This is a genomic window from Streptacidiphilus sp. ASG 303 (genome assembly GCF_020991365.1).
Classification (GTDB): domain Bacteria; phylum Actinomycetota; class Actinomycetes; order Streptomycetales; family Streptomycetaceae; genus Peterkaempfera.
In genome coordinates, this window is sequence record NZ_JAJLRA010000001.1 from 417,112 (window position 1) to 439,348 (window position 22,237).

The 22,237-nt window shown below is 74.7% G+C and carries 22 protein-coding genes; 1 reads left to right on the plus strand and 21 read right to left on the minus strand.

What is annotated here, in order from left to right; genetic code table 11:
- Nucleotides 1–10: 10 nt before the first annotated feature.
- From rpoZ to pyrR, 11 genes are all read right to left on the minus strand, one after another.
- Nucleotides 11–280 (minus strand): DNA-directed RNA polymerase subunit omega, encoded by a 270-nt coding sequence (gene rpoZ, locus LO771_RS01855; protein ID WP_111492960.1) that lies wholly within the window; start codon nt 278–280, stop codon nt 11–13.
- 30 nt (nt 281–310) lie between these two features.
- A complete protein-coding gene (gmk, locus tag LO771_RS01860; RefSeq protein WP_230647617.1) occupies nt 311–868 on the minus strand; it encodes a guanylate kinase in 558 nt (185 codons plus the stop codon).
- 55 nt (nt 869–923) lie between these two features.
- Nucleotides 924–1,250, minus strand: a complete 327-nt coding sequence (locus LO771_RS01865; RefSeq protein ID WP_230647619.1) for an integration host factor, actinobacterial type — start codon at nt 1,248–1,250, stop codon at nt 924–926.
- 261 nt (nt 1,251–1,511) lie between these two features.
- Complete coding sequence (gene pyrF / locus LO771_RS01870) at nt 1,512–2,222, minus strand: orotidine-5'-phosphate decarboxylase (protein ID WP_230647621.1); 711 nt, start codon at nt 2,220–2,222, stop codon at nt 1,512–1,514.
- A gap of 8 nt (nt 2,223–2,230) precedes the next feature.
- Nucleotides 2,231–3,391, minus strand: a complete 1,161-nt coding sequence (locus LO771_RS01875; RefSeq protein ID WP_230647623.1) for a quinone-dependent dihydroorotate dehydrogenase — start codon at nt 3,389–3,391, stop codon at nt 2,231–2,233.
- Between the two features lie 164 nt (nt 3,392–3,555).
- Complete coding sequence (carB, locus tag LO771_RS01880; protein WP_230647626.1) at nt 3,556–6,870, minus strand: carbamoyl-phosphate synthase large subunit; 3,315 nt, start codon at nt 6,868–6,870, stop codon at nt 3,556–3,558.
- Nucleotides 6,863–8,077: a glutamine-hydrolyzing carbamoyl-phosphate synthase small subunit gene (carA, locus tag LO771_RS01885; protein ID WP_230647628.1), complete on the minus strand. Its 1,215-nt coding sequence runs from the start codon at nt 8,075–8,077 to the stop codon at nt 6,863–6,865. The genes carB and carA overlap by 8 nt, the downstream gene beginning before the upstream one ends.
- Nucleotides 8,074–8,664, minus strand: coding sequence for a hypothetical protein (locus tag LO771_RS01890; RefSeq protein WP_230647630.1), 591 nt, complete (start codon nt 8,662–8,664; stop codon nt 8,074–8,076). Before LO771_RS01890 ends, carA begins: the two co-directional genes overlap by 4 nt.
- Complete coding sequence (locus LO771_RS01895; RefSeq protein WP_230647632.1) at nt 8,661–9,974, minus strand: dihydroorotase; 1,314 nt, start codon at nt 9,972–9,974, stop codon at nt 8,661–8,663. The genes LO771_RS01890 and LO771_RS01895 overlap by 4 nt, the downstream gene beginning before the upstream one ends.
- Nucleotides 9,971–11,011, minus strand: a complete 1,041-nt coding sequence (locus LO771_RS01900; protein WP_230647634.1) for an aspartate carbamoyltransferase catalytic subunit — start codon at nt 11,009–11,011, stop codon at nt 9,971–9,973. Before LO771_RS01900 ends, LO771_RS01895 begins: the two co-directional genes overlap by 4 nt.
- A 7-nt stretch (nt 11,012–11,018) precedes the next feature.
- Entirely contained in the window at nt 11,019–11,687 is a 669-nt protein-coding gene (gene pyrR, locus LO771_RS01905) for a bifunctional pyr operon transcriptional regulator/uracil phosphoribosyltransferase PyrR (protein ID WP_230647636.1), read from the minus strand.
- Between the two features lie 407 nt (nt 11,688–12,094).
- On the opposite strand from pyrR, the gene LO771_RS01910 reads away from it, so the two are divergent.
- The gene (locus LO771_RS01910) at nt 12,095–12,598 is read left to right on the plus strand and encodes a transcriptional regulator (protein ID WP_230647638.1); all 504 of its coding nucleotides are present in this window, start codon (nt 12,095–12,097) and stop codon (nt 12,596–12,598) included.
- Between the two features lie 309 nt (nt 12,599–12,907).
- On the opposite strand, the gene nusB is transcribed toward LO771_RS01910, so the two are convergent.
- The 10 genes from nusB to mltG all read right to left on the minus strand — a co-directional run bounded on the left by nusB (nt 12,908) and on the right by mltG (nt 22,218).
- Nucleotides 12,908–13,345 carry a transcription antitermination factor NusB gene (nusB, locus tag LO771_RS01915; RefSeq protein WP_230647640.1) on the minus strand — a complete coding sequence of 146 codons (438 nt, stop codon included), beginning with the start codon at nt 13,343–13,345 and terminating at the stop codon, nt 12,908–12,910.
- Between the two features lie 2 nt (nt 13,346–13,347).
- Nucleotides 13,348–13,914, minus strand: coding sequence for an elongation factor P (gene efp / locus LO771_RS01920; RefSeq protein WP_230647642.1), 567 nt, complete (start codon nt 13,912–13,914; stop codon nt 13,348–13,350).
- Between the two features lie 132 nt (nt 13,915–14,046).
- On the minus strand, nt 14,047–15,153 hold the full coding sequence (locus LO771_RS01925; RefSeq protein ID WP_230647644.1) for a M24 family metallopeptidase: 1,107 nt from the start codon (nt 15,151–15,153) through the stop codon (nt 14,047–14,049).
- A 67-nt stretch (nt 15,154–15,220) separates the two neighbouring features.
- On the minus strand, nt 15,221–15,763 hold the full coding sequence (locus LO771_RS31580; protein WP_374228031.1) for an AAA family ATPase: 543 nt from the start codon (nt 15,761–15,763) through the stop codon (nt 15,221–15,223).
- A 543-nt stretch (nt 15,764–16,306) separates the two neighbouring features.
- Complete coding sequence (gene aroQ / locus LO771_RS01935) at nt 16,307–16,747, minus strand: type II 3-dehydroquinate dehydratase (RefSeq protein WP_230647648.1); 441 nt, start codon at nt 16,745–16,747, stop codon at nt 16,307–16,309.
- A complete protein-coding gene (gene aroB / locus LO771_RS01940) occupies nt 16,744–17,874 on the minus strand; it encodes a 3-dehydroquinate synthase (protein WP_230647651.1) in 1,131 nt (376 codons plus the stop codon). Before aroB ends, aroQ begins: the two co-directional genes overlap by 4 nt.
- Nucleotides 17,871–18,353 carry a shikimate kinase gene (locus LO771_RS01945; protein ID WP_230647937.1) on the minus strand — a complete coding sequence of 161 codons (483 nt, stop codon included), beginning with the start codon at nt 18,351–18,353 and terminating at the stop codon, nt 17,871–17,873. The genes aroB and LO771_RS01945 overlap by 4 nt, the downstream gene beginning before the upstream one ends.
- 71 nt (nt 18,354–18,424) lie before the next feature.
- On the minus strand, nt 18,425–19,609 hold the full coding sequence (gene aroC, locus LO771_RS01950) for a chorismate synthase (RefSeq protein ID WP_230647653.1): 1,185 nt from the start codon (nt 19,607–19,609) through the stop codon (nt 18,425–18,427).
- A gap of 159 nt (nt 19,610–19,768) precedes the next feature.
- Nucleotides 19,769–20,605 (minus strand): shikimate dehydrogenase, encoded by an 837-nt coding sequence (locus LO771_RS01955; RefSeq protein ID WP_230647655.1) that lies wholly within the window; start codon nt 20,603–20,605, stop codon nt 19,769–19,771.
- Nucleotides 20,602–22,218 (minus strand): endolytic transglycosylase MltG, encoded by a 1,617-nt coding sequence (gene mltG, locus LO771_RS01960; RefSeq protein ID WP_230647661.1) that lies wholly within the window; start codon nt 22,216–22,218, stop codon nt 20,602–20,604. The genes LO771_RS01955 and mltG overlap by 4 nt, the downstream gene beginning before the upstream one ends.
- Between the last annotated feature and the right edge of the window lie 19 nt (nt 22,219–22,237).

Consider the following 22,237-nt stretch of genomic DNA (forward strand, 5'->3'; position numbering starts at 1 on the left):
AGGCGCGACCCTACGGAGCGGTCTCGATGGCCTCGGCGGTCAGCATGCCGGCGTTGATCTCGCGGAGCGCGATCGACAGCGGCTTCTCGTGCACGTGGGTGTCGACCAGCGGCCCGACGTACTCCAGCAGGCCCTCGCCCAGCTGCGAGTAGTAGGCGTTGATCTGCCGCGCACGCTTCGCCGCGTAGATCACCAGGCTGTACTTCGAGTCCGTGGCCTCGAGCAGCTCGTCGATCGGCGGGTTGATGATGCCCTCGGGCGCGGTCATGGAAGAGGACACGCGAGAAACCTTCCGAAAGGGTGGAAAAGATCAGACAACGTTCATCAAGGCTAGCAGTTCGGCCGCTACCTGCTCGACGGAGGTGTTGACAAGCGTCACGTCGAACTCCGACTCCGCCGCCAGCTCCACCCGGGCCGCGGCCAGCCGCTCCTCGATGACCTCCTGCGGCTCGGTGCCGCGGCCGGTGAGCCGGCGCACCAGTTCGTCCCAGGAGGGCGGGGCGAGGAAGACCAGCTGGGCGTCGGGCATCGACTCGCGGACCTGGCGGGCGCCCTGGAGGTCGATCTCCAGCAGCACGGGCTCGCCGCGCTCCAGCCGCTCCAGGACCGGTCCGCGCGGGGTGCCGTAGCGATTGCCCGCGAAGACGGCCCACTCCAGCAGCTCGCCGTTGGCGACCAGCTTGCCGAACTCGTCCTCGCCGGTGAACCAGTACTGGACACCGTGCCGCTCCCCCGGCCGGGGCCTGCGGGTGGTCGCCGACACGGAGAGCCAGACCTCGGGGTGTGCCTTGCGCATATGGGCGACGACCGTGCTCTTGCCGACACCGGAGGGGCCGGAGAGCACGGTCAGCCGCGGACGTTCACTCATGCACCGATTATCCCGGACGCGGGGCGTGCCGGGACACCGGTGCGGCTGCGGGGCCTCAGGAGGCGGTCGCGCCGCCGAACTCGCGCTCCAGCGAGGCGATCTGGTTGGAGCCGAGACCGCGGACGCGGCGGGACTCGGAGATGCCGAGGCGCTCCATGATCTGCTTGGCGCGGACCTTGCCGACGCCGGGGAGGGACTCGAGCAGGGCGGAGACCTTCATCTTGCCGATGACGTCGTTCTCCTGGCCCTGCTTGATGACCTCGCTCAGCGAAGCACCGCTGTGCTTCAGCCTGTTCTTCACCTCGGCGCGCTCCCGGCGAGCCTCAGCGGCCTTGGCGAGCGCAGCAGCGCGCTGTTCAGGGGTCAGGGGCGGAAGTGCCACGCCGTTCACCTCAGGGTTCGAACGAATGGGATGTCCAACTAGCGATCGCAGAGGAACCTAGCTGCTCTGACCTGCAGGAGCAACGACAAACGCGCTCCACTTGCGACCTACCGCCGGAGACTACCCCCCCTGGGGGCCCACGTCAGGAGAAGGGACGGAAAAGTCCTGGTCAGCGCAGATCGACCAGGACATTTCCGCGCATACATCCCCGCGACGGGCCCCGGTGTGACGGCCCTCACGCCCCGGCCCGCCGGCCGGGGCTCAGGCCCTGAGGGCGGCGGCGAGCGCGGCGGCCGCCGCGCCCGGGTCCGCCGCGGCGGTGACCGGACGGCCGACGACCAGCAGGTCGGCGCCGTCGGCGAGGGCCTGCTCGGGGGTGGCGACCCGGGTCTGGTCGCCCAGCGCCGCGCCCGCCGGACGCACGCCGGGGGTCACCAGGTGGACGTCCGGGCCCACCTCGGCCCGCACCGCGGCGACCTCGCGCGGCGAGCAGACCAGGGCGCGGGCGCCCGCGCCGACGGCGAGCACGGCGAGGCGGCGCACCGCGTCGAGGGCCGGGCCGGCGAGGCCGACCGCGTCCAGGTCCTCCTCGGACATCGAGGTGAGGACGGTGACGGCGGTGATCCGGGTCTGCGGCAGCGCCTCGGCGGCGGCGCGGACCATGGCGGCGCCGCCGGAGGCGTGCACCGTGAGGTAGGCGGGGGCGAGGTCGGCGACCGAGCGGGCGGCCCCGGCGACGGTGTTGGGGATGTCGTGGAGCTTGAGGTCGAGGAAGAGGTCGCGGCCGCCGCTGGCCCCGCGCACCCGGCGGACGGCGTCGTGGCCGTGGGCGAGGTACAGCTCCAGGCCCACCTTGACGGTGGAGACGTGCGGACCGACGGCCTCGGCCCAGCCGGTGGCGGTGGCGAGGTCGGGGGCGTCGAGGGCGACGGCGATCGGGGCGGGCGCGGGGGCCTTGCGGGTGGCGGTCACGGGGGTCCTCACTGCTCGTCGCGGGCGGGGTCGTTCGGGGCGGCGCCGTCCGGGGACGTGCCGTCCGGCGCGGACACGGGGGCCGCACCGGCGCCGACGGCGTCGGCGAGGGTCGCGTACCCGCTCGCCCGCAGGCGGGCGGCGAGGCCCCGGTGGACCCGCCGGGCCCAGAAGGGGCCCTGGTAGATGAAGGCGCTGTAGCCCTGGACCAGGGTGGCCCCGGCCAGGATGCGCTCCCAGGCGTCGGCGGCGGTCTCGACGCCGCCGACCCCGACGAGGGTGAGGCGGCCTCCGGTGCGGGCGTGCAGGCGGCGCAGCACCTCCAGCGAGCGCTCCTTCAGCGGCGCGCCGGACAGGCCGCCGGCGCCCGCCGCCGCCACGGTGGCCGCGTCGGTGCGCAGGCCCTCGCGGCCGATGGTGGTGTTGGTGGCGATGACGCCGTCCAGGCCCAGCTCCAGGGCGAGGTCGGCGACGGCGTCGACGTCGGCGTCGGCCAGGTCGGGGGCGATCTTCACCAGCAGCGGGACCCGGCGGTCGGTGGAGCGGTCGGCGGCCTCGCGGACGGCGGTGAGCAGCGGGCGGAGCTGGTCGACGGCCTGGAGGTTCCGCAGCCCGGGGGTGTTGGGCGAGCTGACGTTGACGACGAGGTAGTCGGCGTGGCGGGCCAAGCGCTCGGTGCTGGTGACGTAGTCGGCGACGGCCTCCGCCTCCGGGACGGCCTTGGTCTTGCCGATGTTGACGCCGACGACGGTGGAGGTGCGGGGCCGGGCGGCGAGGCGGGCGGCGACGGCGGCGGAGCCGTCGTTGTTGAAGCCCATCCGGTTGACCAGGGCGCGGTCCTCGACGAGGCGGAAGAGGCGCGGGGCGGGGTTGCCGGGCTGGGGCTGCCCGGTGACGGTGCCGATCTCGACGTGGTCGAAGCCGGCCATGGCGAGGCCGTCGATGCCGACGGCGTTCTTGTCGAAGCCCGCGGCCAGGCCGAAGGGGCCGGGCATGTCCAGGCCGAGGGCGGTCACCCGCAGCGCGGGGTCGCGGGGGGCGAGCACCCGGCGGACCAGGGTGCGCAGGCCGGGGACGGCGGAGGCGGCGCGGATCCAGCCGAAGGCCAGGTGGTGAGCCTTCTCGGGGTCCATGCGGCGGAAGAGGAGGTCGAAGAGGAGGCGGTACACGGGGCGGTGCCTTCCGGTGGGCCGGGCGGAGGGGGCCGGCGGAGGGGGCCGGGCGGGCCGGCCGGGGTGCGGGGGGCCGGGCGGTGGGGTCCGGGACCCGGGGCGGGGCCGGGCAGGACTGTGGGGGGCACCCCGTCGGTACGGCGTGCCCCCCACGGGTCGCGCTACTGCTTCTGCCGGGCCGCGTTCAGCAGCGCCGCGTGCTCCTGCAGCGACATGACGCCGACGTCGCCGCGGATCAGGGCGTCGATGCCCTGGACGGCCGCGCCCATGGCCTGGACCGTGGTCAGGCAGGGCACGCCGCGGGCGACGGAGGCGGTGCGGATCTCGTAGCCGTCGAGGCGGCCGCCGGTCCCGAACGGGGTGTTGATGATCAGGTCGACCCCGCCGTCGTGGATGAGCTGCACGATGGTCCTCTCGCCGTTCGGGCCCTCTCCCTCGCTGTGCTTGCGCACCACGGTGGAGGGGATGCCGTTGCGCTGCAGCACCTCGGCGGTGCCGGAGGTGGCGAGCAGCTCGAAGCCGAGCTCGACCAGGGCGCGGGCGGGGAAGACCAGGCTGCGCTTGTCGCGGTTGGCGACCGAGACGAAGACGCGGCCCTTGAGCGGCAGCGCGCCGTAGGCGCCGGCCTGGGACTTGGCGTACGCGGTGCCGAAGACCGAGTCCAGGCCCATGACCTCGCCGGTGGAGCGCATCTCCGGGCCGAGGACGGTGTCCACGCCGCGGCCGGAGGCGTCGCGGAAGCGGCTCCACGGCATCACGGCCTCCTTGACCGCGACCGGGCACTCCAGCGGCAGGGTGCCGCCGTCGCCCTCGGCCGGGAGCATGCCCTCGGCGCGCAGCTGGGCGATGGTGGCGCCGAGCGAGACGCGGGCGGCGGCCTTGGCCAGCGGCACGGCGGTGGCCTTGGAGGTGAACGGCACGGTGCGCGAGGCGCGGGGGTTGGCCTCCAGCACGTAGAGGATGTCCCCGGCCATGGCGAACTGGATGTTGATCAGTCCGCGCACCCCGACGCCCCTGGCGATGGCCTCGGTGGAGGCCCGCAGCCGCTTGATGTCGTGGCCGCCGAGGGTGATCGGGGGCAGCGCGCAGGCGGAGTCGCCGGAGTGGATGCCGGCTTCCTCGATGTGCTCCATGACGCCGCCGAGGTAGAGCTCGGCGCCGTCGTAGAGCGCGTCGACGTCGATCTCCACGGCGTCGTCGAGGAAGCGGTCCACCAGCACCGGGTGCTCGGAGATCAGGCCGGCGTGGCGCTCCAGGTACGCGGCCAGCGACGGCTCGTCGTAGACGATCTCCATGCCGCGGCCGCCGAGCACGTAGGACGGGCGGACCAGGACCGGGTAGCCGATCTCGTCGGCGATGGCCTTGGCCTCCTCGAAGGAGAAGGCGGTGCCGTGCTTGGGGGCGGGCAGGCCCGCGTCGCGCAGCACGCGGCCGAAGGCGCCGCGCTCCTCGGCGAGGTGGATGGCCTCCGGGGAGGTGCCGACGATCGGCACGCCGTTGTCCTTGAGCGCCTGGGCGAGGCCGAGCGGGGTCTGGCCGCCGAGCTGGACGATGACGCCGGCGAGCGGGCCGGCCTGCTGCTCGGCGTGGACGACCTCCAGGACGTCCTCCAGGGTGAGCGGCTCGAAGTAGAGCCGGTCGGAGGTGTCGTAGTCCGTGGAGACGGTCTCCGGGTTGCAGTTGACCATCACGGTCTCGTAGCCGGCCTCGGCGAGCGCGAAGGAGGCGTGGACGCAGGAGTAGTCGAACTCGATGCCCTGGCCGATGCGGTTGGGCCCGGAGCCGAGGATGACCACGGCGGGCTTCTCGCGCGGCGCGACCTCGGTCTCCTCGTCGTAGGAGGAGTAGAAGTACGGCGTGCGGGCGGCGAACTCGGCGGCGCAGGTGTCGACGGTCTTGTACACCGGGCGGATGCCGAGGGCGTGCCGGACCTCGCGGACCACGTCGGCGCTCAGGCCGCGGATCCCGCCGATCTGCCGGTCGGAGAAGCCGTGCCGCTTGGCGTGGCGCAGCAGCCCGGGGGTGAGCTCGGGGGCCTCGGCGAGCTCGGCGGCGATCTCGTCGAGGAGGAAGAGCTGGTCGACGAACCACGGGTCGATCCGGGTGGCCTCGAAGACCTCCTCGGGGGTGGCCCCGGCCCGGATGGCCTCCATGACGGTGTTGATGCGGCCGTCGGTGGGGGTCCGCGCCGTGGCGAGCAGCTCGTCCTTGTCGCCGGGCTCGCCCGTCCAGGTGAACTCGGAGTCCTTCTTCTCCAGGGAGCGCAGCGCCTTGTTGAGCGCCTCGGGGAAGTTGCGGCCCAGGGCCATGGCCTCGCCCACCGACTTCATGGTGGTGGTGAGGGAGGCGTCGGCGGAGGGGAACTTCTCGAAGGCGAACCGCGGCACCTTCACCACGACGTAGTCGAGGGTGGGCTCGAAGGAGGCCGGGGTCTGCTCGGTGATGTCGTTGGGGATCTCGTCGAGGGTGTAGCCGACGGCGAGCTTGGCGGCGATCTTGGCGATCGGGAAGCCGGTGGCCTTGGAGGCGAGCGCGGAGGAGCGGGAGACGCGGGGGTTCATCTCGATGACGATGACCCGGCCGTCCTCGGGGTCGACCGCGAACTGGATGTTACAGCCGCCGGTGTCGACGCCGACCTCGCGGATGACGGCGATGCCGACGTCGCGCAGCACCTGGTACTCGCGGTCGGTCAGCGTCATCGCGGGGGCGACGGTGATGGAGTCGCCGGTGTGGACGCCCATCGGGTCGAAGTTCTCGATGGAGCAGACGACCACGACGTTGTCGTTGCGGTCGCGCATCAGCTCCAGCTCGTACTCCTTCCAGCCGAGGATGGACTCCTCCAGGAGCACCTCGGTGGTCGGCGAGAGGGCGAGGCCCTGGCCGGCGATGCGGCGCAGGTCCTCCTCGTCGTGGGCGAAGCCGGAGCCGGCGCCGCCCATGGTGAAGGAGGGGCGGACGACGACAGGGTAGCCGCCGAGGGTCTCCACGCCCGCCATGACCTCGTCCATGGTGTGGCAGATGACCGAGCGGGCGGACTCGCCGTGGCCGGTCTTCGCCTTCACGGCCTCGACGACGGCCTTGAAGCGCTCGCGGTCCTCGCCCTTCTCGATGGCCTCGATGTTGGCGCCGATCAGCTCGACGCCGTACTTCTCCAGGACGCCGTTCTTGGCGAGGGAGACGGCGGTGTTGAGCGCGGTCTGGCCGCCGAGGGTGGGGAGCAGCGCGTCGGGCCGCTCCTTGGCGATGATCTTCTCGACGAACTCCGGGGTGATCGGCTCGACGTAGGTGGCGTCGGCGATCTCCGGGTCGGTCATGATCGTCGCCGGGTTGGAGTTGACCAGGACGACCCGCAGGCCCTCGGCCTTGAGGACGCGGCAGGCCTGGGTGCCGGAGTAGTCGAACTCGGCGGCCTGGCCGATGACGATCGGGCCGGAGCCGATGACCAGGACGGACTGGATATCGGTGCGCTTAGGCACGCTGGCCCTCCATGAGCTTCACGAAGCGGTCGAACAGGTAGGCGGCGTCGTGCGGGCCGGCGGCCGCTTCGGGGTGGTACTGGACGCTGAAGGCGGGGGTGTCGAGCAGGCGCAGGCCCTCGACCACGTCGTCGTTGAGGCAGACGTGGGAGACCTCGACCCGGCCGTAGGGGGTGTCGGTGACCCGGTCGAGGGGCGCGTCCACGGCGAAGCCGTGGTTGTGCGCGGTGACCTCCACCGTGCCGGTGGCGCGGTCCTGCACGGGCTGGTTGATGCCGCGGTGGCCGTACTTCAGCTTGTAGGTGCCGAAGCCGACGGCGCGGCCGAGGAGCTGGTTGCCGAAGCAGATGCCGAAGAGCGGGGTCCTCCGCTCCAGCACGCCGCGGACCACGGTGAGGTCGGCGGTGGCGGGGTCGCCGGGGCCGTTGGAGAGGAACACGCCGTCGGGTTCGACGGCGTACACCTCCTCCAGGGTGGCGGTGGCGGGCAGCACGTGCACCTCGATGCCGCGCTCGGCCATCCGCTGCGGGGTCATGGCCTTGATGCCGAGGTCGAGGGCGGCGACGGTGAACCGCGCGGTGCCCAGGGGCAGGGCCTGGCCGTCGGGCCCGAGGGCGGGCACGACGTACGGCTCGGCGGTGGCGACCTCGGCGGAGAGGTCGGCGCCCGTCATCTGCGGGGCCCGCCGGACCCGCTCCAGCAGCGCGGCGTCGTCGGCGGCGGCCGCGAGCGCCGGGCCGGAGAAGATGCCGACGCGCATGGCGCCGCGCTCGCGCAGGTGGCGGGTGAGGGCGCGGGTGTCGATGCCGCTGATGCCGACGACGCCCTGCCGCTCCAGCTCGTCGTCCAGGGAGCGCACCGAGCGCCAGTTGGAGGGCACCCGGGCGGGGTCGCGGACCACGTAGCCGGCGACCCAGATGCGGGACGACTCGGGGTCCTCGTCGTTGACGCCGGTGTTGCCGACGTGCGGGGCGGTCATCACGACCACCTGGCGGTGGTACGAGGGGTCGGTGAGGGTCTCCTGGTAGCCGGTCATGCCGGTGTTGAAGACCGCCTCGCCGAAGGTCTCGCCGACGGCGCCGTACGCCTGGCCGCGGAAGGTGCGCCCGTCCTCCAGGACGAGGACGGCCGGGACGCGCTCCCGGCGGGCGGCGCGGCGCTGCCCGGCCGACGGCCGGGCCTGCGTGGCGGGGGCGGGTGCGGTCATGACGTGCCTTCCGTGTCGTGTCGTGCGGCGGGGGCGGCGGCGGCGATGCGGTCGATCGCGGCGACCCACGCGGGGTGCTGGTCGGGGTGGTCGGCGCGGAAGCCGGAGTCGAGGCGCGTGTCGCCGAGGCGCCAGGTGACGACCAGCAGCCCGGAGGGGACGACCTTGCCGGCGATCCCGGAGTCGGTGCGGGCGCCGGCCAGGTCCCCGGCGGGGATCCACAGGTCCCCGGCGCCGGGGCGGCGGGCGAGCAGGCCGCGCTCGGTGAGGGTGAGCTCGGCGAGGCTGCGGGCCCCCAGGCCGTGGGCGACGATCCGCTCCAGCCACTCCCCCGCCCGGGTGGTGCCGTGGTAGCGGCCGGTGGCGGTGAGGAGGACCGGTCCCGGGTCCTCGGGGGGCTCGGGCAGCGGCGGCAGGTCGGACTGGAGGGTGGAGCGCCAGTTCCAGCCCTGGCGCATCAGCCAGTAGACGAGGACGACGAGGAGGACGAGCCCGGCGCTCCAGCCCAGGTACTGCTCCCAGTGCCGGACCGGTGCGGAGTGCGGGGCCTCCGCGAGGAGGGCGAGGGGTGCGCTCGGGAGGGTCACGCCGCGCCCCCGGCGACGGCCTCGGGCGCCACCGGCTCGCCGTCGACGACGGTCGGCACGCCGCGCAGGAAGGTCGCGCGGACCCGTCCGGGCAGCTCCAGGCCGCGGTAGGGGGTGTTGCGGCTGCGGGTGGCGAAGCTCTCGGGGGTCACCGTTCCACGGTACGCGGGGTCGACCAGGACGAGGTTGGCCGGCTCACCCGGCGAGACGGGGCGGCCGTGGCCGGCGAGGCGGCCGATCCGGGCGGGCCGGAAGGACATGCGGTCGGCGACGCCGGCCCAGTCCAGCAGGCCGGTGTCGACCATGGTGTGCTGGACGACGGAGAGCGCGGTCTCCAGGCCGACCATGCCCATGGCGGCGACGGCCCACTCGCAGTCCTTGTCCTCCGCGGGGTGCGGGGCGTGGTCGGTGGCGACGGCGTCGATGGTGCCGTCGGCCAGGGCCTCGCGCAGGGCGGCCACGTCGGCGGCGGTGCGCAGCGGCGGGTTGACCTTGTAGACCGGGTCGTAGGAGCGGACCAGCTCGTCGGTGAGGAGCAGGTGGTGGGGGGTGACCTCGGCGGTGACGTCCCAGCCCTTGGCCTTGGCCCAGCGGATGATCTCGACGGAGCCGGCGGTGGAGACGTGGCAGACGTGCAGGCGGGAGCCGACGTGGGCGGCGAGCAGCACGTCGCGGGCGATGATCGCCTCCTCGGCGACGGCGGGCCAGCCGCCGAGGCCCAGCTCGCCGGAGACGGCGCCCTCGTTCATCTGGGCGCCCTCGGTGAGGCGGGGCTCCTGGGCGTGCTGGGCGACGACGCCGTCGAAGGCCTTCACGTACTCCAGGGCGCGGCGCATGATCACGGCGTCGTCGACGCACTTGCCGTCGTCGGAGAAGACCCGGACGCCCGCGGCGGAGTCGTGCATGGCGCCGAGCTCGGCGAGCTGCTTGCCCTCCAGGCCGACGGTGACGGCGCCGACCGGCTGCACGTCGCAGTAGCCGGAGGCGCGGCCGAGGCGCCAGACCTGCTCCACGACGCCGGCGGTGTCGGCGACGGGGAAGGTGTTGGCCATGGCGTGGACGGCGGTGTAGCCGCCGCGGGCCGCGGCGCGGGTGCCGGTGAGGACGGTCTCGGCGTCCTCGCGCCCGGGCTCGCGCAGGTGGGTGTGGAGGTCGACCAGGCCCGGGAGGAGGACCAGGCCGGTGGCGTCGGTCTCGGTGTCGGCGCCGCCGAGGCCGGTGCCGACCTCGCGGACGACCCCGTCGGCGATCAGGACGTCCTGCGGGTCCCCGCCGAGGATGCGGGCGTTGCGGATGAGGTGGGTGGTCACGGGGTGCTCTCCTCGGCGGCGGGGGCGGCGGGGGCGTCGGCGGCGGTGGGGCCGGCGGGGGCGTCGGCGGCGGCGGTGGGGCCGGCGGGGGCGCCGTCGGCGGGGGTGGCGCCGCCGAGCAGCAGGTACAGGACGGCCATGCGGACGCTGACGCCGTTGGCGACCTGCTCGACGACGGTGCAGCGGGGCGAGTCGGCGACGTCGGCGGTGATCTCCATGCCGCGGACCATCGGGCCGGGGTGCATCACGATGGCGTGCCCCGGCAGGGCCGCCATGCGGATGCCGTCCAGGCCGTAGCGGCGGGAGTACTCGCGCTCGGTGGGGAAGAAGGCGGCGTTCATCCGCTCGCGCTGGACGCGCAGCATCATCAGGGCGTCGGTCTTGGCGAGGACGGCGTCCAGGTCGTAGGAGACCTCGCAGGGCCAGCTCTCGACGCCGATCGGCACCAGGGTCGGCGGGGCGACCAGGGTGACCTCGGCGCCCAGGGTGCTCAGCAGCAGCACGTTGGAGCGGGCGACGCGGCTGTGCAGGATGTCGCCGACGATCGTCACGCGGCGGCCCGCCAGGTCGCGGCCGGCGCCGGGGTTCAGGTGGCGGCGCATGGTGAAGGCGTCGAGCAGGGCCTGCGTGGGGTGCTCGTGGGTGCCGTCGCCGGCGTTGATGACGCTGCCGTGCAGCCAGTCGGACTGCGCGAGGCGCAGCGGGGCGCCGGAGGCGCCGTGCCGGATGACGACGGCGTCGGCGCCCATGGCCTGGAGGGTGAGGGCGGTGTCCTTGAGGGACTCGCCCTTGGAGACCGAGGAGCCCTTCGCGGAGAAGTTGACGACGTCGGCGGAGAGCCGCTTCTCGGCGATCTCGAAGGAGGTGCGGGTGCGGGTGGAGTCCTCGAAGAAGAGGTTGACGACGGTGCGGCCGCGCAGGGTCGGCAGCTTCTTGACGGCGCGGGACGAGACCTGGGCCATCTCCTCGGCGGTGTCGAGGATCAGCAGCGCGTCGTCGCGGGTGAGGTCGGCGGCGGAGACGAGGTGGCGCTTCACGCGGTTGCTACTCCGGGAGGTGCGGTGCGGACGGCTGCTCGGCGTCGGGGGCGTCCCCGCTCCCGGGGTCCCGGCCGGCGGCCAGGGCCTGGGAGGACAGGGCGGCGTAGTCGCGGTCGCCGACCAGGACGGCGTCGCGGCCGTCGGTCTCGGCGAGCTGGACCTTGACGGCCTCGCGCAGCGAGGTGGGCAGGTTCTTGCCCACGTAGTCGGCACGGATCGGCAGTTCGCGGTGGCCGCGGTCGACGAGGACGGCGAGCTGGACGGCGCGGGGCCGGCCGATGTCGCCGAGGGCGTCGAGGGCGGCGCGGACGGTGCGGCCCGAGAAGAGCACGTCGTCGACGAGGACCACGAGGCGGCCGTCGATGCCGCCGGGCGGGATCTCGGTGTGCTCCAGGGCCCGGGCGGGCTTCATCCGCAGGTCGTCCCGGTACATGGTGATGTCCAGGGTGCCGAGCGGGATCTCGCGGCCGGTGATGGCGGCGAGCCTGGCGCGGAGCCGGCGGGCGAGGTGGACGCCGCGGGTGTGGATGCCGAGGAGGACGACGTCCTCCGCGCCCTTGGCGCGTTCGACGACCTCGTGCGCGATGCGGGTGACCACCCGGGCGATGTCGGACTCGTCGAGGACCTGGTGGGGCGGGCGCGGCGCGGCGCCCGTGTCCTGGGATGCGGTCATGCCGAAGCGGACCTCCTTCCCCGCCTCACGGGACGGGCCTTAAAGGATGTCTGGAAAAGGGCTTGTCCGGCGTGCGGGCAGGCCATGCCCCACTTTATCAGGAGCACCCGGGACGGTTTCGGCGGGAGGCCCCGGACGGGGCGAAGCAGCAGCTCAGCCCGGCGGCGGCGGGCGGCGGGGCGGCCCGGGGCGGGGTATTCGCACGGCTGCACCATTCGGCTTGACGAACGCACATTACTCTGCGTAACCTCACAGTGAGTTACGGACCGGGCGTCGCAACGGGGCAGCCGCGCCGGCCGCCCATCCCTCACAGGTGCGTCCGACCGCCCCGTACAGCGCGTCCGGCCGTCCCGACACCACGTCCGCGACACCATGTCCGGCCCTCAACACCACGTCCGGGGAGACCAATGTCCAGCGACTACGCGAAACAGCTCGGGGGCAAGCTCCGCGCGATCCGCACCCAGCAGGGCCTCTCCCTGCACGGCGTCGAGGAGAAGTCCCAGGGGCGCTGGAAGGCCGTCGTGGTCGGGTCCTACGAGCGCGGCGACCGCGCCGTGACCGTCCAGCGCCTGGCCGAACTGGCCGAGTTCTACGGCGTCCCCGTGCAGGAGCTGCTCCCCGGCAGCACCCCGGGCGGCGCCGCCGAGCCCCCGCCGCGCCTGGTGCTCGACCTGGAGCGGCTGTCCCAGGTCCCGTCCGAGAAGGCCGGCCCGCTGCAGCGCTACGCGGCGACCATCCAGAGCCAGCGCGGCGACTACAACGGCAAGGTGCTCTCCATCCGGCAGGACGACCTGCGCACGCTGGCCGTGATCTACGACCAGTCGCCGTCGATCCTGACCGAGCAGCTGATCAGCTGGGGCGTGCTCAACCCCGACGCGCGCCGCGCGGTGCGCGAGGACGACTCGGTCTGACCCCTCGGGTCCGGCCCCCGCGCCGTCCCGGTCCGGCGGACCGGGACGGGCAGGGCACCCCGGCCGCCGTGCGTTGTCCGGCCCCCGTGCGTCGTCCCACCGCCGTGCGTCGTCCGGCCGTGCGCTTCCGGGCCCCGCGCAGGGCGCTGCGGCGGCGCGGGGCCCGTGCGGAGCGCGGCGGTGCGGGAGAGCGCCGGGAACGGCCGAAGGCCCGCGGCGGGACCCCGCGGAGGGGTCCCGCCGCGGGCCTTCGGCAAGGGCGGCCGCGGTGCCGCGCCGGGACGGGTCCCGGCCGGCGGTCCGCCGGCGTCAGCGGCGCAGGGAGGGCTTGAGCTCCTTGAGCCGGCCGAGCAGGCCGTTGACGAACGCGGGCGACTCGTCGGTGGAGAACTCCTTGGCGATCTCCACCGCCTCGTCCAGGACGACCGCGTCCGGCACGTCGTCCTCCCAGATCAGCTCGTAGGCGCCGAGCCGGAGGATGTTGCGGTCCGCGATGGGCATGCGGTCCAGCGTCCAGCCCACGGCGTAGCCGGAGATGAGCTCGTCGATCCGGGCGGCGTGCTGCGCGTACCCCTCGACCAGCTGCATCGTGTACTCGCCCACCTGCGGGACGCCCTCGTCGGGCTTGGGCTCCCGGCCCCGGCGGATCCAGTCGGCGAGGACGCCCTGGGGGTCGACGCCGCGGTGGTCGGACTCGAAGAGGATCTGGAACGCGCGCTTGCGCGCCTTGCTGCGTGCTGCGGACACGGTTAGCTGTTCACCCGGCCGAGGTAGCTGCCGTCGCGGGTGTCGACCTTGACCTTCTCACCGGTGGTGATGAAGAGCGGCACGGCGATCTCGTAGCCGGTCTCCAGGCGGGCGGGCTTGGTGCCGCCGGTGGAGCGGTCGCCCTGGACGCCGGGCTCGGTGTACTCGATCACGAGCTCGACGGAGGCGGGCAGCTCGACGTAGAGCGCCTGGCCCTCGTAGATGGCCACGACGGCCTCGAAGCCCTCGAGGAGGTAGTTGGCGGCGTCGCCGACGACCTCGGGGCTGATCGGCATCTGCTCGAAGGTGTCCGTGTCCATGAACACGAAGTCCGAGCCGTCCTTGTAGGAGAACTGCATGCCGCGCTTGTCGACGGTGGCGGTCTCCACCTTGGTGCCGGCGTTGAAGGTCTTGTCGACGACCTTGCCGGAGAGCACGTGCTTGAGCTTGGTGCGGACGAAGGCGCCGCCCTTGCCGGGCTTGACGTGCTGGAACTCGACGACGGACCAGAGCTGGCCGTTGTCGAGCTTGAGCACCATGCCGTTCTTGAGGTCGTTCGTGGTCGCCACGGTCGCACTAACTCCTGCATAGAGATGTCAAGGAACCAAGGGCGTGTGTCCTGCGGGCCCTCCGGGGCCGCGGCCCCTTCGGGACGCCGCCCGCGCGGACCGCGGCCCGTGCGGACCGCCGCCCGTCCGGGCTCACAGGGCGAGGAGCTCCTTGGTGGTGATGGTGAGCAGCTCGGGACCGCCCTCTCCGAGGGGGCGGACGACGAGCGTGTCCTCGATCCGGACGCCGCCCCGGCCCGGGAGGTGGACCCCGGGGCCGACGGTGACCGGCACACGAGCATCCAGTTTACCCATGCCGCCGGGACCGAGTCGCGGCTCCTCCGCGATCTCCAGTCCCACGCCGTGTCCGACGGCCCGGTACGGCTCCTCGGCGTGGCCCGCCGCCTGCAGCACCTCGCGCACCACGCGGTCCGCGTCGTGGCAGGGCGTGCCGGGCAGCAGCGCCTCCCGGCCGGCCCGCTGGGCGGCGAAGACGACCGCGTGCAGGTCGATCTGCCACTGGGCCGGCGCGGTGCCGATGACGAAGGTCCGCACCGCCGAGGCGCCGTAGCCGCGGTAGCGGGCGCCGAGCGCCACGGTGAGGAAGTCGCCCTCCTCCACCCGGCGGTCGGTGGGCGCGTGCCCCGCCAGTCCGGCGTGGGGGCCGGTGGCGATGGAGACCGGGAACGCCGCCCGGTCGGCGCCGTGGTCGACCATGCGGCGCTCCAGCTCCATGGCCAGGTGCCGCTCGGTGCGGCCGACGAGGATCGACTCCAGCAGTTCGCCGAGGGCCTGGTCGGCGATCTCGGCGGCGATCCGCAGCGCGGCGATCTCCTCCTCGTCCTTGACCAGGCGCAGCTGCTCCACCGAACGCCCCAGGTCGACGGGGCGGCCCGGGGCGGCGGCCCCGGCGACCGCGCGGTGGCGGACGACCGTCAGGTCGTGCTCCTCGACCGCGAGGACGGCGGCCCGGTGGCGGGCGGCCTCGGCGGCGGCGGCCACGGCCGGGTCCGCGCCCGCCGGGACCGTGAGCCGCTGGACCTCGTCGGACTGCGGCGCGGGCCCGTCGGCGGCGTGCGGCGCGTCCTCCGGTACGGCGAGCACCGCCCGGTCCCGGACCAGCAGCAGCGCGGCGCACCCGGGTACGGCGCCCGCCAGGTACCGCACGTTCGCCGGGCGGGTCACCAGGACGGCGTCGGCGGCGAGGGCCCCGCACCGCTCCCTGAGGCGCTCGCGTCGTGCTGCGTGCACATCGGCCATGCAGGCAGCGTACGTGCGTTCGTGCCGCACGGCCTGCGGCGTCACCCGTGTGGCGCAGGGGCGGCCGCTAGCGGACCGGGTGGCCGGCCAGGCGGGCGGCGACGACGCGGTCGAGCTCGGCGGCGGTGGCGGCCACGTCGAGGCGGCTGTTGTCGATGATGGGGAGCCCGGAGTTGTACCAGCCGGCCATCCGGCCGTGGATGCGGGCGACCTCCTCGTCGCTGAGCCTGCGGGTGCCGCTGCGCCGGGCGTTGCGGGCCAGCACCGACTCCAGGCCCGGCAGGAGCACCACCGGGACCATACCGGGGCCGATGTGGCGCTTCCAGCCGCCGAGGCCGATGGCCGGGCGGTCGGGGAAGACGGCGTCGTCGATGATGCAGGAGATGCCGTTGGCGAGGTAGTTGCGGCAGGCGAAGCCGCAGGTGCGGCGGGCGAGGCGGTACTGCGCCTCGGAGTGCTCGTTCCAGCCGGACTGGGGGTTGGCGAAGCCGGACCGCACCCACTCGCGGACGTCGTCCAGGCTGATGTGGGCGGTGGGGACGGTGCGCAGGCCGGCCCAGTGGCGGGCGACGGTGGTCTTGCCGGCGCCGGCCGGTCCGATCAGCAGCACGGCGACCGGTCCGGCGGGGGCCTGCGGGTGCGGGCCCGGCGCGGGGGCCGGGAGCGCGGCGGGGACGCCCGGCGGCAGGGGGAAGTGCCCGGTGGCCCCGGCGGGGGCGTGCGGGGGCGCGGGCGGCTGGGCCGGGGACGGCCGGCCGGCCGGGAGGTGGGGCTGCGCGGGCCGGGGGTGGACGCCCTGGGGGTGGGGGTGCCCCGGGTGGGGGTGCGGGGGCTGGGGGTGCAGGGGCTGGGGGTGCGGCGCGTGCGGGGGTCGGCCGGGCGGGGACGGGACGGGGTGCCCGCCGCCCGGCGCGCCGGGCGGGAAGGCCGGCACGCCCGGCTGCCCCGCGCCGTCCGGGCCCGGCGGGGGGGGGGCCTGCGGCGCTCCCCTGGCATGCTGCGTCACGTGCACCTCCGGCGGGGACGATACACGGCGGCCCGGCGGCGGGCACAGTCCGCCGCCGGGCCGCCGTCCGGCTCCTGACGCGGGATCGGCGGGCGCGGCCTCCCGGCCGCCGGCCTCCCCGCGGCCCGGCAGCCGCCCGGCCGCCGCTCAGCCGCCGGCCAGGCCGTCCGCGAGCGCGCGCAGGGCCAGTTCGTACGAGCCGATGCCGAATCCGGCGACCGTGCCGGAGGCGACCGCGGCGACCACCGAGGTGTGCCGGAACTCCTCGCGGGCGTACGGGTTGGAGATGTGCACCTCGACCAGCGGGGCGGTGCGCTGCGCGGCGGCGTCCCGCATGCCGTACGAGTAGTGGGTGAAGGCGCCCGGGTTGAGCACGACCGGGAGGCGCCCGTCGGCGGCCTCGTGCAGCCAGCGGATCAGCTCCCCCTCGTCGTTGGTCTCCCGGACCTCCACCTCCAGGCCGAGCTCCCTGCCGAGCGCGGTGCAGCGCTCGACGAGCCCGGCGTAGGAGGTGGAGCCGTAGACGTCGGGCTCGCGGCTGCCGAGGCGGCCGAGGTTGGGCCCGTTGAGCACCAGGACACGGGTCACCCGGCGACCTCCGCGTACGCGGCGGCCAGCAGCGACGGGTCCGGGGCCTCCAGCAGGGAGGGCTTGGCGAGGCCGTCGAGGACGACGAACCGCAGCATGTCGCCGCGCGACTTCTTGTCGACCTTCATGGCGTCCAGCAGCCGCGGCCAGGCGTCGGCCCGGTAGGTGAGCGGCAGGCCGAGGGAGGCGAGGACGCTGCGGTGCCGGTCGGCGGTGGCGTCGTCCAGGCGGCCGGCGAGGCGGCCCAGCTCGGCGGCGAACACCATGCCGACGGAGACCGCCGCGCCGTGGCGCCACTTGTAGCGCTCGTTGCGCTCGATGGCGTGGCCGAGGGTGTGGCCGTAGTTGAGGACCTCGCGGCGCCCGGCCTCGCGCAGGTCGCCGGAGACCACCTCGGCCTTGACCCGCACGGCCCGCTCGATGAGCTCCAGGGTGTGCGGCCCGGAGGGGCGGGTGGCGCCCTCGGGGTCGGCCTCCACGAGGTCGAGGATGGCCGGGTCGGCGATGAAGCCCGCCTTGACGACCTCGGCGAGGCCGCCGATGTAGTCGTTGCGCGGCACGGTCTCCAGCGTCGCCAGGTCGGCGAGGACCCCGGCGGGCGGGTGGAAGGCGCCGACGAGGTTCTTGCCCTCGGCGATGTTGATGCCGGTCTTGCCGCCGACCGCCGCGTCCACCATGCCCAGCAGGGTGGTGGGCATGGCGATCCAGCGGACCCCGCGCAGCCAGGTGGCCGCGACGAAGCCGGCCAGGTCGGTGGTGGCGCCGCCGCCGACGCCGACCACCACGTCGCTGCGGGTGAAGCCGGTCTGGCCGAGCACGGACCAGCAGTAGGCGGCGACCTCGGCGCTCTTGGCGTCCTCCGCGTTGGGCACCTGGAGGGCGATGGCCTCGTAGCCCTGCGCGGCCAGGTCCTCGCGGATGGCGTCGCCGGTGGCGGCCAGCGCCTCGGGGTGGACGACGGCGACCCGGCGGGCGCGGGTGCCGACCAGTCCGGCCAGCTCGTCCAGCAGGTGGCGGCCGACCAGCACCTCGTACGGGGCGTCGCCGCCGACCGGGATGCGGACGGGGGTGCCGGCGCTCCCGGGGGTGCCGGCGGCTCCGGGGGTGTCGGGGCTCTCGGTGGTCATGCGGTCTTCAGCTCCAGGGCTTCGAGGACGGCGTCGGCGACCTCGTCGGGGGTGCGGCCGTCGGTGGCCACCACGGCGCGGGCCACCTCCAGGTACAGCGGGCGGCGGGCCTCCATCAGCTCGCGCCAGCGGGCCCGCGGATTGACCGCCAGCAGCGGGCGGGGGGCGTCCAGCCCGACCCGGCGGACGCCGTCGTGCACGCCGACGTCCAGGAAGGCGACGGGGCGGGCGGCGAGCAGCGCGCGGGTCGCCGGGTCCAGGACGGCGCCGCCGCCGAGGGCCAGGACGCCCGGGTGGGCGTCCAGGGCGGCGCGGACGGCGGCGGCCTCCAGGGCGCGGAAGTGCTCCTCGCCCTCGTCGACGAAGATGTCGGGGACAGGCTTGCCGGCGGCCTCGGCGATGTCCTCGTCGGTGTCCCGGAAGGGCACGCCGAGGCGGTCGGCCAGCAGGCGGCCGACGGTGGTCTTGCCGGCCCCCATGGGGCCGACGAGGACCACCTGCGGGGTGGCGGCGGGCGGCACGGGGTTCTCGGTCACGGTGGCGGCGCCCTTCAGCGGATGACCAGGTCGTCCAGGTAGCCCCGGACGTTGCGGCGGGTCTCGGGGACGGAGTCGCCGCCGAACTTCTCCGCCACCGCGTCGGCCAGGACGAGGGCGACCATGGCCTCGGCCACGATGCCGGCCGCGGGGACCGCGCAGACGTCGGAGCGCTGGTGGTGGGCCCTGGCGGGCTCGCCGGTGCGCACGTCGAGGGTCGCCAGGGCGCGGGGCACGGTGGCGATGGGCTTCATCGCGGCGCGGACCCGCAGCACCTCGCCCGTGGACAGGCCGCCCTCGGTGCCGCCGGAACGGCCGGAGCGGCGGCGCACGCCGTCCGGGGTGGGCTCGATCTCGTCGTGGGCCTGCGACCCGGGGACGCGGGCCAGCTCGAAGCCGTCGCCGACCTCCACGCCCTTGATGGCCTGGATGCCCATCAGGGCCGCGGCCAGGCGGGCGTCCAGGCGCCGGTCCCAGTGCACGTGCGAGCCGAGGCCCGGCGGCAGGCCGTAGGCGAGGACCTCGACGACGCCGCCGAGGGTGTCGCCGTCCTTGTGGGCCTGGTCGATCTCGGCGACCATCCGCGCGGAGGCGTCCGCGTCCAGGCAGCGCACGGGGTCGGCGTCGAGGCGGGCCTCGTCGGAGGGCTGCGGCACCGTGCCGGCGGGGGCCTTGGCGGCGCCCAGCTCCACGACGTGGGAGACCAGCTCGATGCCGGCGGTCTCCCGCAGGTACGAGCGGGCGACCGTGCCGAGGGCGACGCGGGCCGCGGTCTCGCGGGCGCTGGCGCGCTCCAGGATCGGCCGGGCCTCGTCGAAGTGGTACTTCTGCATGCCGGCCAGGTCGGCGTGGCCGGGGCGGGGCCGGGTCAGCGGCTCGTTGCGGGCGAGGCCCGCGAGGACGTCGGCGTCCACCGGGTCGGCGGACATCACCTGCTCCCACTTGGGCCACTCGGTGTTGCCGACCATGACCGCCACCGGGCTGCCGAGGGTCAGGCCGTGCCGGACGCCGCCGAGGAAGGTCACCTCGTCGCGCTCGAACTTCATCCGGGCGCCGCGGCCGTAGCCCAGACGCCGCCGCGCCAGGGCGTCCGCCACCATGTCCGTGGTGACCGGAACGCCCGCCGGCAGTCCTTCCAGCGTCGCGACGAGTGCGGGGCCGTGCGACTCCCCCGCCGTCAGCCAGCGCAACCTGCTCAACGGTGCTCCTTCGTCCTCGGCCCGGCCGGTGCGTGGGCGCCGGGTTCGTCCCCTCGAATCCTTTCACGTCGGCGGGGTGCGGCGGAGCAGCGGTCCGCTGTACGGACGGTCGGGAGCGGCGGCACGGGGGCCGGAGCAGGGGGCCGGGCGCGGACCTGCTCAGCGGGCCGCGAGGGCCGCCTCGCCCGCGGCGCGCATGGCGGCCAGGGGCCCGGGGCGGACGCCGGTGAAGAGCTCGCACTGCAGGACGGCCTGGTGGACCAGCAGGTCCAGGCCGCCCAGCACGGTGCCGCCGCGGGCGGCGCAGGCGGCCGCGAGCGGGGTGGGCCAGGGGTGGTAGAGCACGTCGAAGAGGACGCCGGGGCGGTCCGGGACGGCGGCGGCCAGGGCGTCGGCGGCGCCCGCCGGGGTGGTGGAGACGGTGAGCGGCGAGGCCAGGGCGTCGGCGGCCCGCTCCCACGGCGCGGTGCGCACGGCCACGCCCAGGCGCTCGCCGAGGGCGCGCATCTCCGCGGCACGCTCCGGGCTGCGGACGTAGGCGGTGACCTCGCCGGTGCAGACCCGGGCGAGGGCCGCGACGGCGGAGGAGGCGGTGGCTCCGGCGCCGAGGACGGCGGCGGCCTCCACCTTCTCCACGCCGCGCTCGGCGAGGGCCGCGACCAGGCCGGGGATGTCGGTGTTGTCGCCGGTCCGGCGGCCGTCGGCGGTGAACACGACGGTGTTGACGGCCTCCACGGCGAGGGCGGCGGGGCCCACCTCGTCGAGCAGCGGGATGACGGCCCGCTTCAGCGGCATGGTGAGGGAGAGCCCGGCCCAGCCCCCGCCGGGCACGTCGAGGGCGGCGAGGAAGCCCGGCAGGGCGGCCTCGTCCACCTCGTGGCGGCCGTAGCTCCAGCCGTCCAGGCCGAGCGCGGCGTAGGCGGCGGTGTGGAGCACCGGCGAGAGCGAGTGCGCGACGGGCGAGCCGAGGACCGCCGCGCGGTGGCGGACCGTCATCCGCCGTTCTGCCGATTGCGGTTGAACTCGGCCACGTTGCGGTCGTGCTCCTGCTGGGTGACCTCGAAGCGGGTCTCGTGCCCCTTCACGGTCGTGAAGAAGTGCCAGTCGCCCGGCTCCGGGTTGAGGACGGCCTTGATGGCCTCCTCGCCCGGGTTGCCGATGGGGCCGGGCGGGAGCCCGGGGTTGGTGTACGTGTTGTAAGGACTCTTGAACTGCGTGTCCTTGTAGGAGTTGTCGAGCGTCGAGACGCCCCGGGCGTAGTTGAGGGTGGAGTCCATCCCGAGCAGGTGCGGATGGCCCTGCCAGTGCAGGCGGTTGTAGATGACGCGGGCGACCTTGCCGAAGTCGTTGGAGTCGAAGCCCTCGGCCTGCACGATGCTCGCCTCGGTGATCACCTCGTGGGCCGAGGCGAGGCCGACGCGCTTGGCGCCCTCCTCGACACCGAGCTTGGCGTACTCGTCCTTGGCGTTCGAGACCATCTGCTTCAGGATGTCGACGGGCTTGGTCGACTTGCCGATCGAGTAGCGCGTCGGGAAGAGGAAGCCCTCCGGATTGCCGCCGGCGTAGGCGGGAAGCCCCAGGGAGGCCCGCTGGCGCCTGGCCACGGAGGCGGTGGTGCCCTTGTCCAGCTTGAGCTTCTGGTCGATCATCGCGTAGACCTCGCTGGCCCGGGCGCCCTCCCGGATCACGAGGTTGTCACCGCCCAGGGTGAGCAGCATCAGCTTGAGCGCGCCCGAGGCCGACATCTCGTGCTTGAGGGTGTAGAACCCGGGCTGGATGGTCTGCGCCTTGCCGCCGTCCGCCTTGTCGGCCTCCAGGAAGGCTCCGGCGCTCTTGATGACCCCGGCCTGCTTGAGTGCGAGCGCCATGTCACCGACGGAGGCGCCGCTCTTCACCTCCACCTGCACCGAGCCGTTGCCCGGACCCGCGAAGTCCGGCGGCGGCCCGAAGTGGTCCTGGTAGAAGGTGTAGCCGTAGTAGCCGCCGCCGCCGAGGACGCCGACCAGCACGAGGGAGACGACCAGGCAGGCGCCGCCGTTGCGGCGGCCGGACTTCCTGCCCTGCTGCTTGCGGCGGCGCTCGGCGCCGCGGCTGTCGTCCTGCGGGCCGAAGAAGGACCCCTCCTCGGCCTCCTCCGGCTCGTCGGCGTGCTCCTCGCCGTCCTGCCAGGACTCGTCGTCCGCCCAGGGGGCGTCGTGGCCGGAGGCGTCGCGGCCGGAGGCGTCGTGGCCGGGGGCGGCTCCCGGCGGGGCCTCCCAGCCGTGGCCGCCCTGCTCCGGACCCTGCTGCTGCGGGACGGGGTGCGGGTACTGCGGCTGCCCGTACGGGCCGGGGTACTGCTGGTACCCGCCCGTGTCGTGCTGCCGGGGGTCGTGCTGCTGCGGGTACCCCTGGCCGGGGTGCTGCGGCTGCTGCGGGTACCCGGGCTGCTGGGGCTGCCCGTACGGGTCGGCGGGCCAGCCGCCCTGCCCGCCGTACTGCTGCCCCTGGTGCCCGGGGCCGCCGTACGGACGCCCGCGGCCGCCGTCGGGCCCGCCGGGCAGGTCGCCGTACAGCGGGTCCCCCGCGCTCCACGGCTGGGAGCCGTACCCCCGCCCCAGGTCAGTCATGGATCCCCTTTTGCCGACG

Excerpts from the sequence above, each read along its gene's own strand:
- gmk (WP_230647617.1), bottom strand. The coding sequence starts at position 868 with ATGAGTGAACGTCCGCGGCTGACCGTGCTCTCCGGCCCCTCCGGTGTC.
- LO771_RS01925 (WP_230647644.1), bottom strand. The coding sequence starts at position 15,153 with ATGGCCGATGTGCACGCAGCACGACGCGAGCGCCTCAGGGAGCGGTGC.
- pyrR (WP_230647636.1), bottom strand. The coding sequence starts at position 11,687 with ATGACCGCATCCCAGGACACGGGCGCCGCGCCGCGCCCGCCCCACCAG.
- LO771_RS01945 (WP_230647937.1), bottom strand. The coding sequence starts at position 18,353 with ATGGGGGCCGGCAAGACCACCGTCGGCCGCCTGCTGGCCGACCGCCTC.
- carA (WP_230647628.1), bottom strand. The coding sequence starts at position 8,077 with ATGACCGCACCCGCCCCCGCCACGCAGGCCCGGCCGTCGGCCGGGCAG.
- aroB (WP_230647651.1), bottom strand. The coding sequence starts at position 17,874 with ATGACCACCGAGAGCCCCGACACCCCCGGAGCCGCCGGCACCCCCGGG.
- LO771_RS01955 (WP_230647655.1), bottom strand. The coding sequence starts at position 20,605 with ATGACGGTCCGCCACCGCGCGGCGGTCCTCGGCTCGCCCGTCGCGCAC.
- LO771_RS01910 (WP_230647638.1), top strand. The coding sequence starts at position 12,095 with ATGTCCAGCGACTACGCGAAACAGCTCGGGGGCAAGCTCCGCGCGATC.
- mltG (WP_230647661.1), bottom strand. The coding sequence starts at position 22,218 with ATGACTGACCTGGGGCGGGGGTACGGCTCCCAGCCGTGGAGCGCGGGG.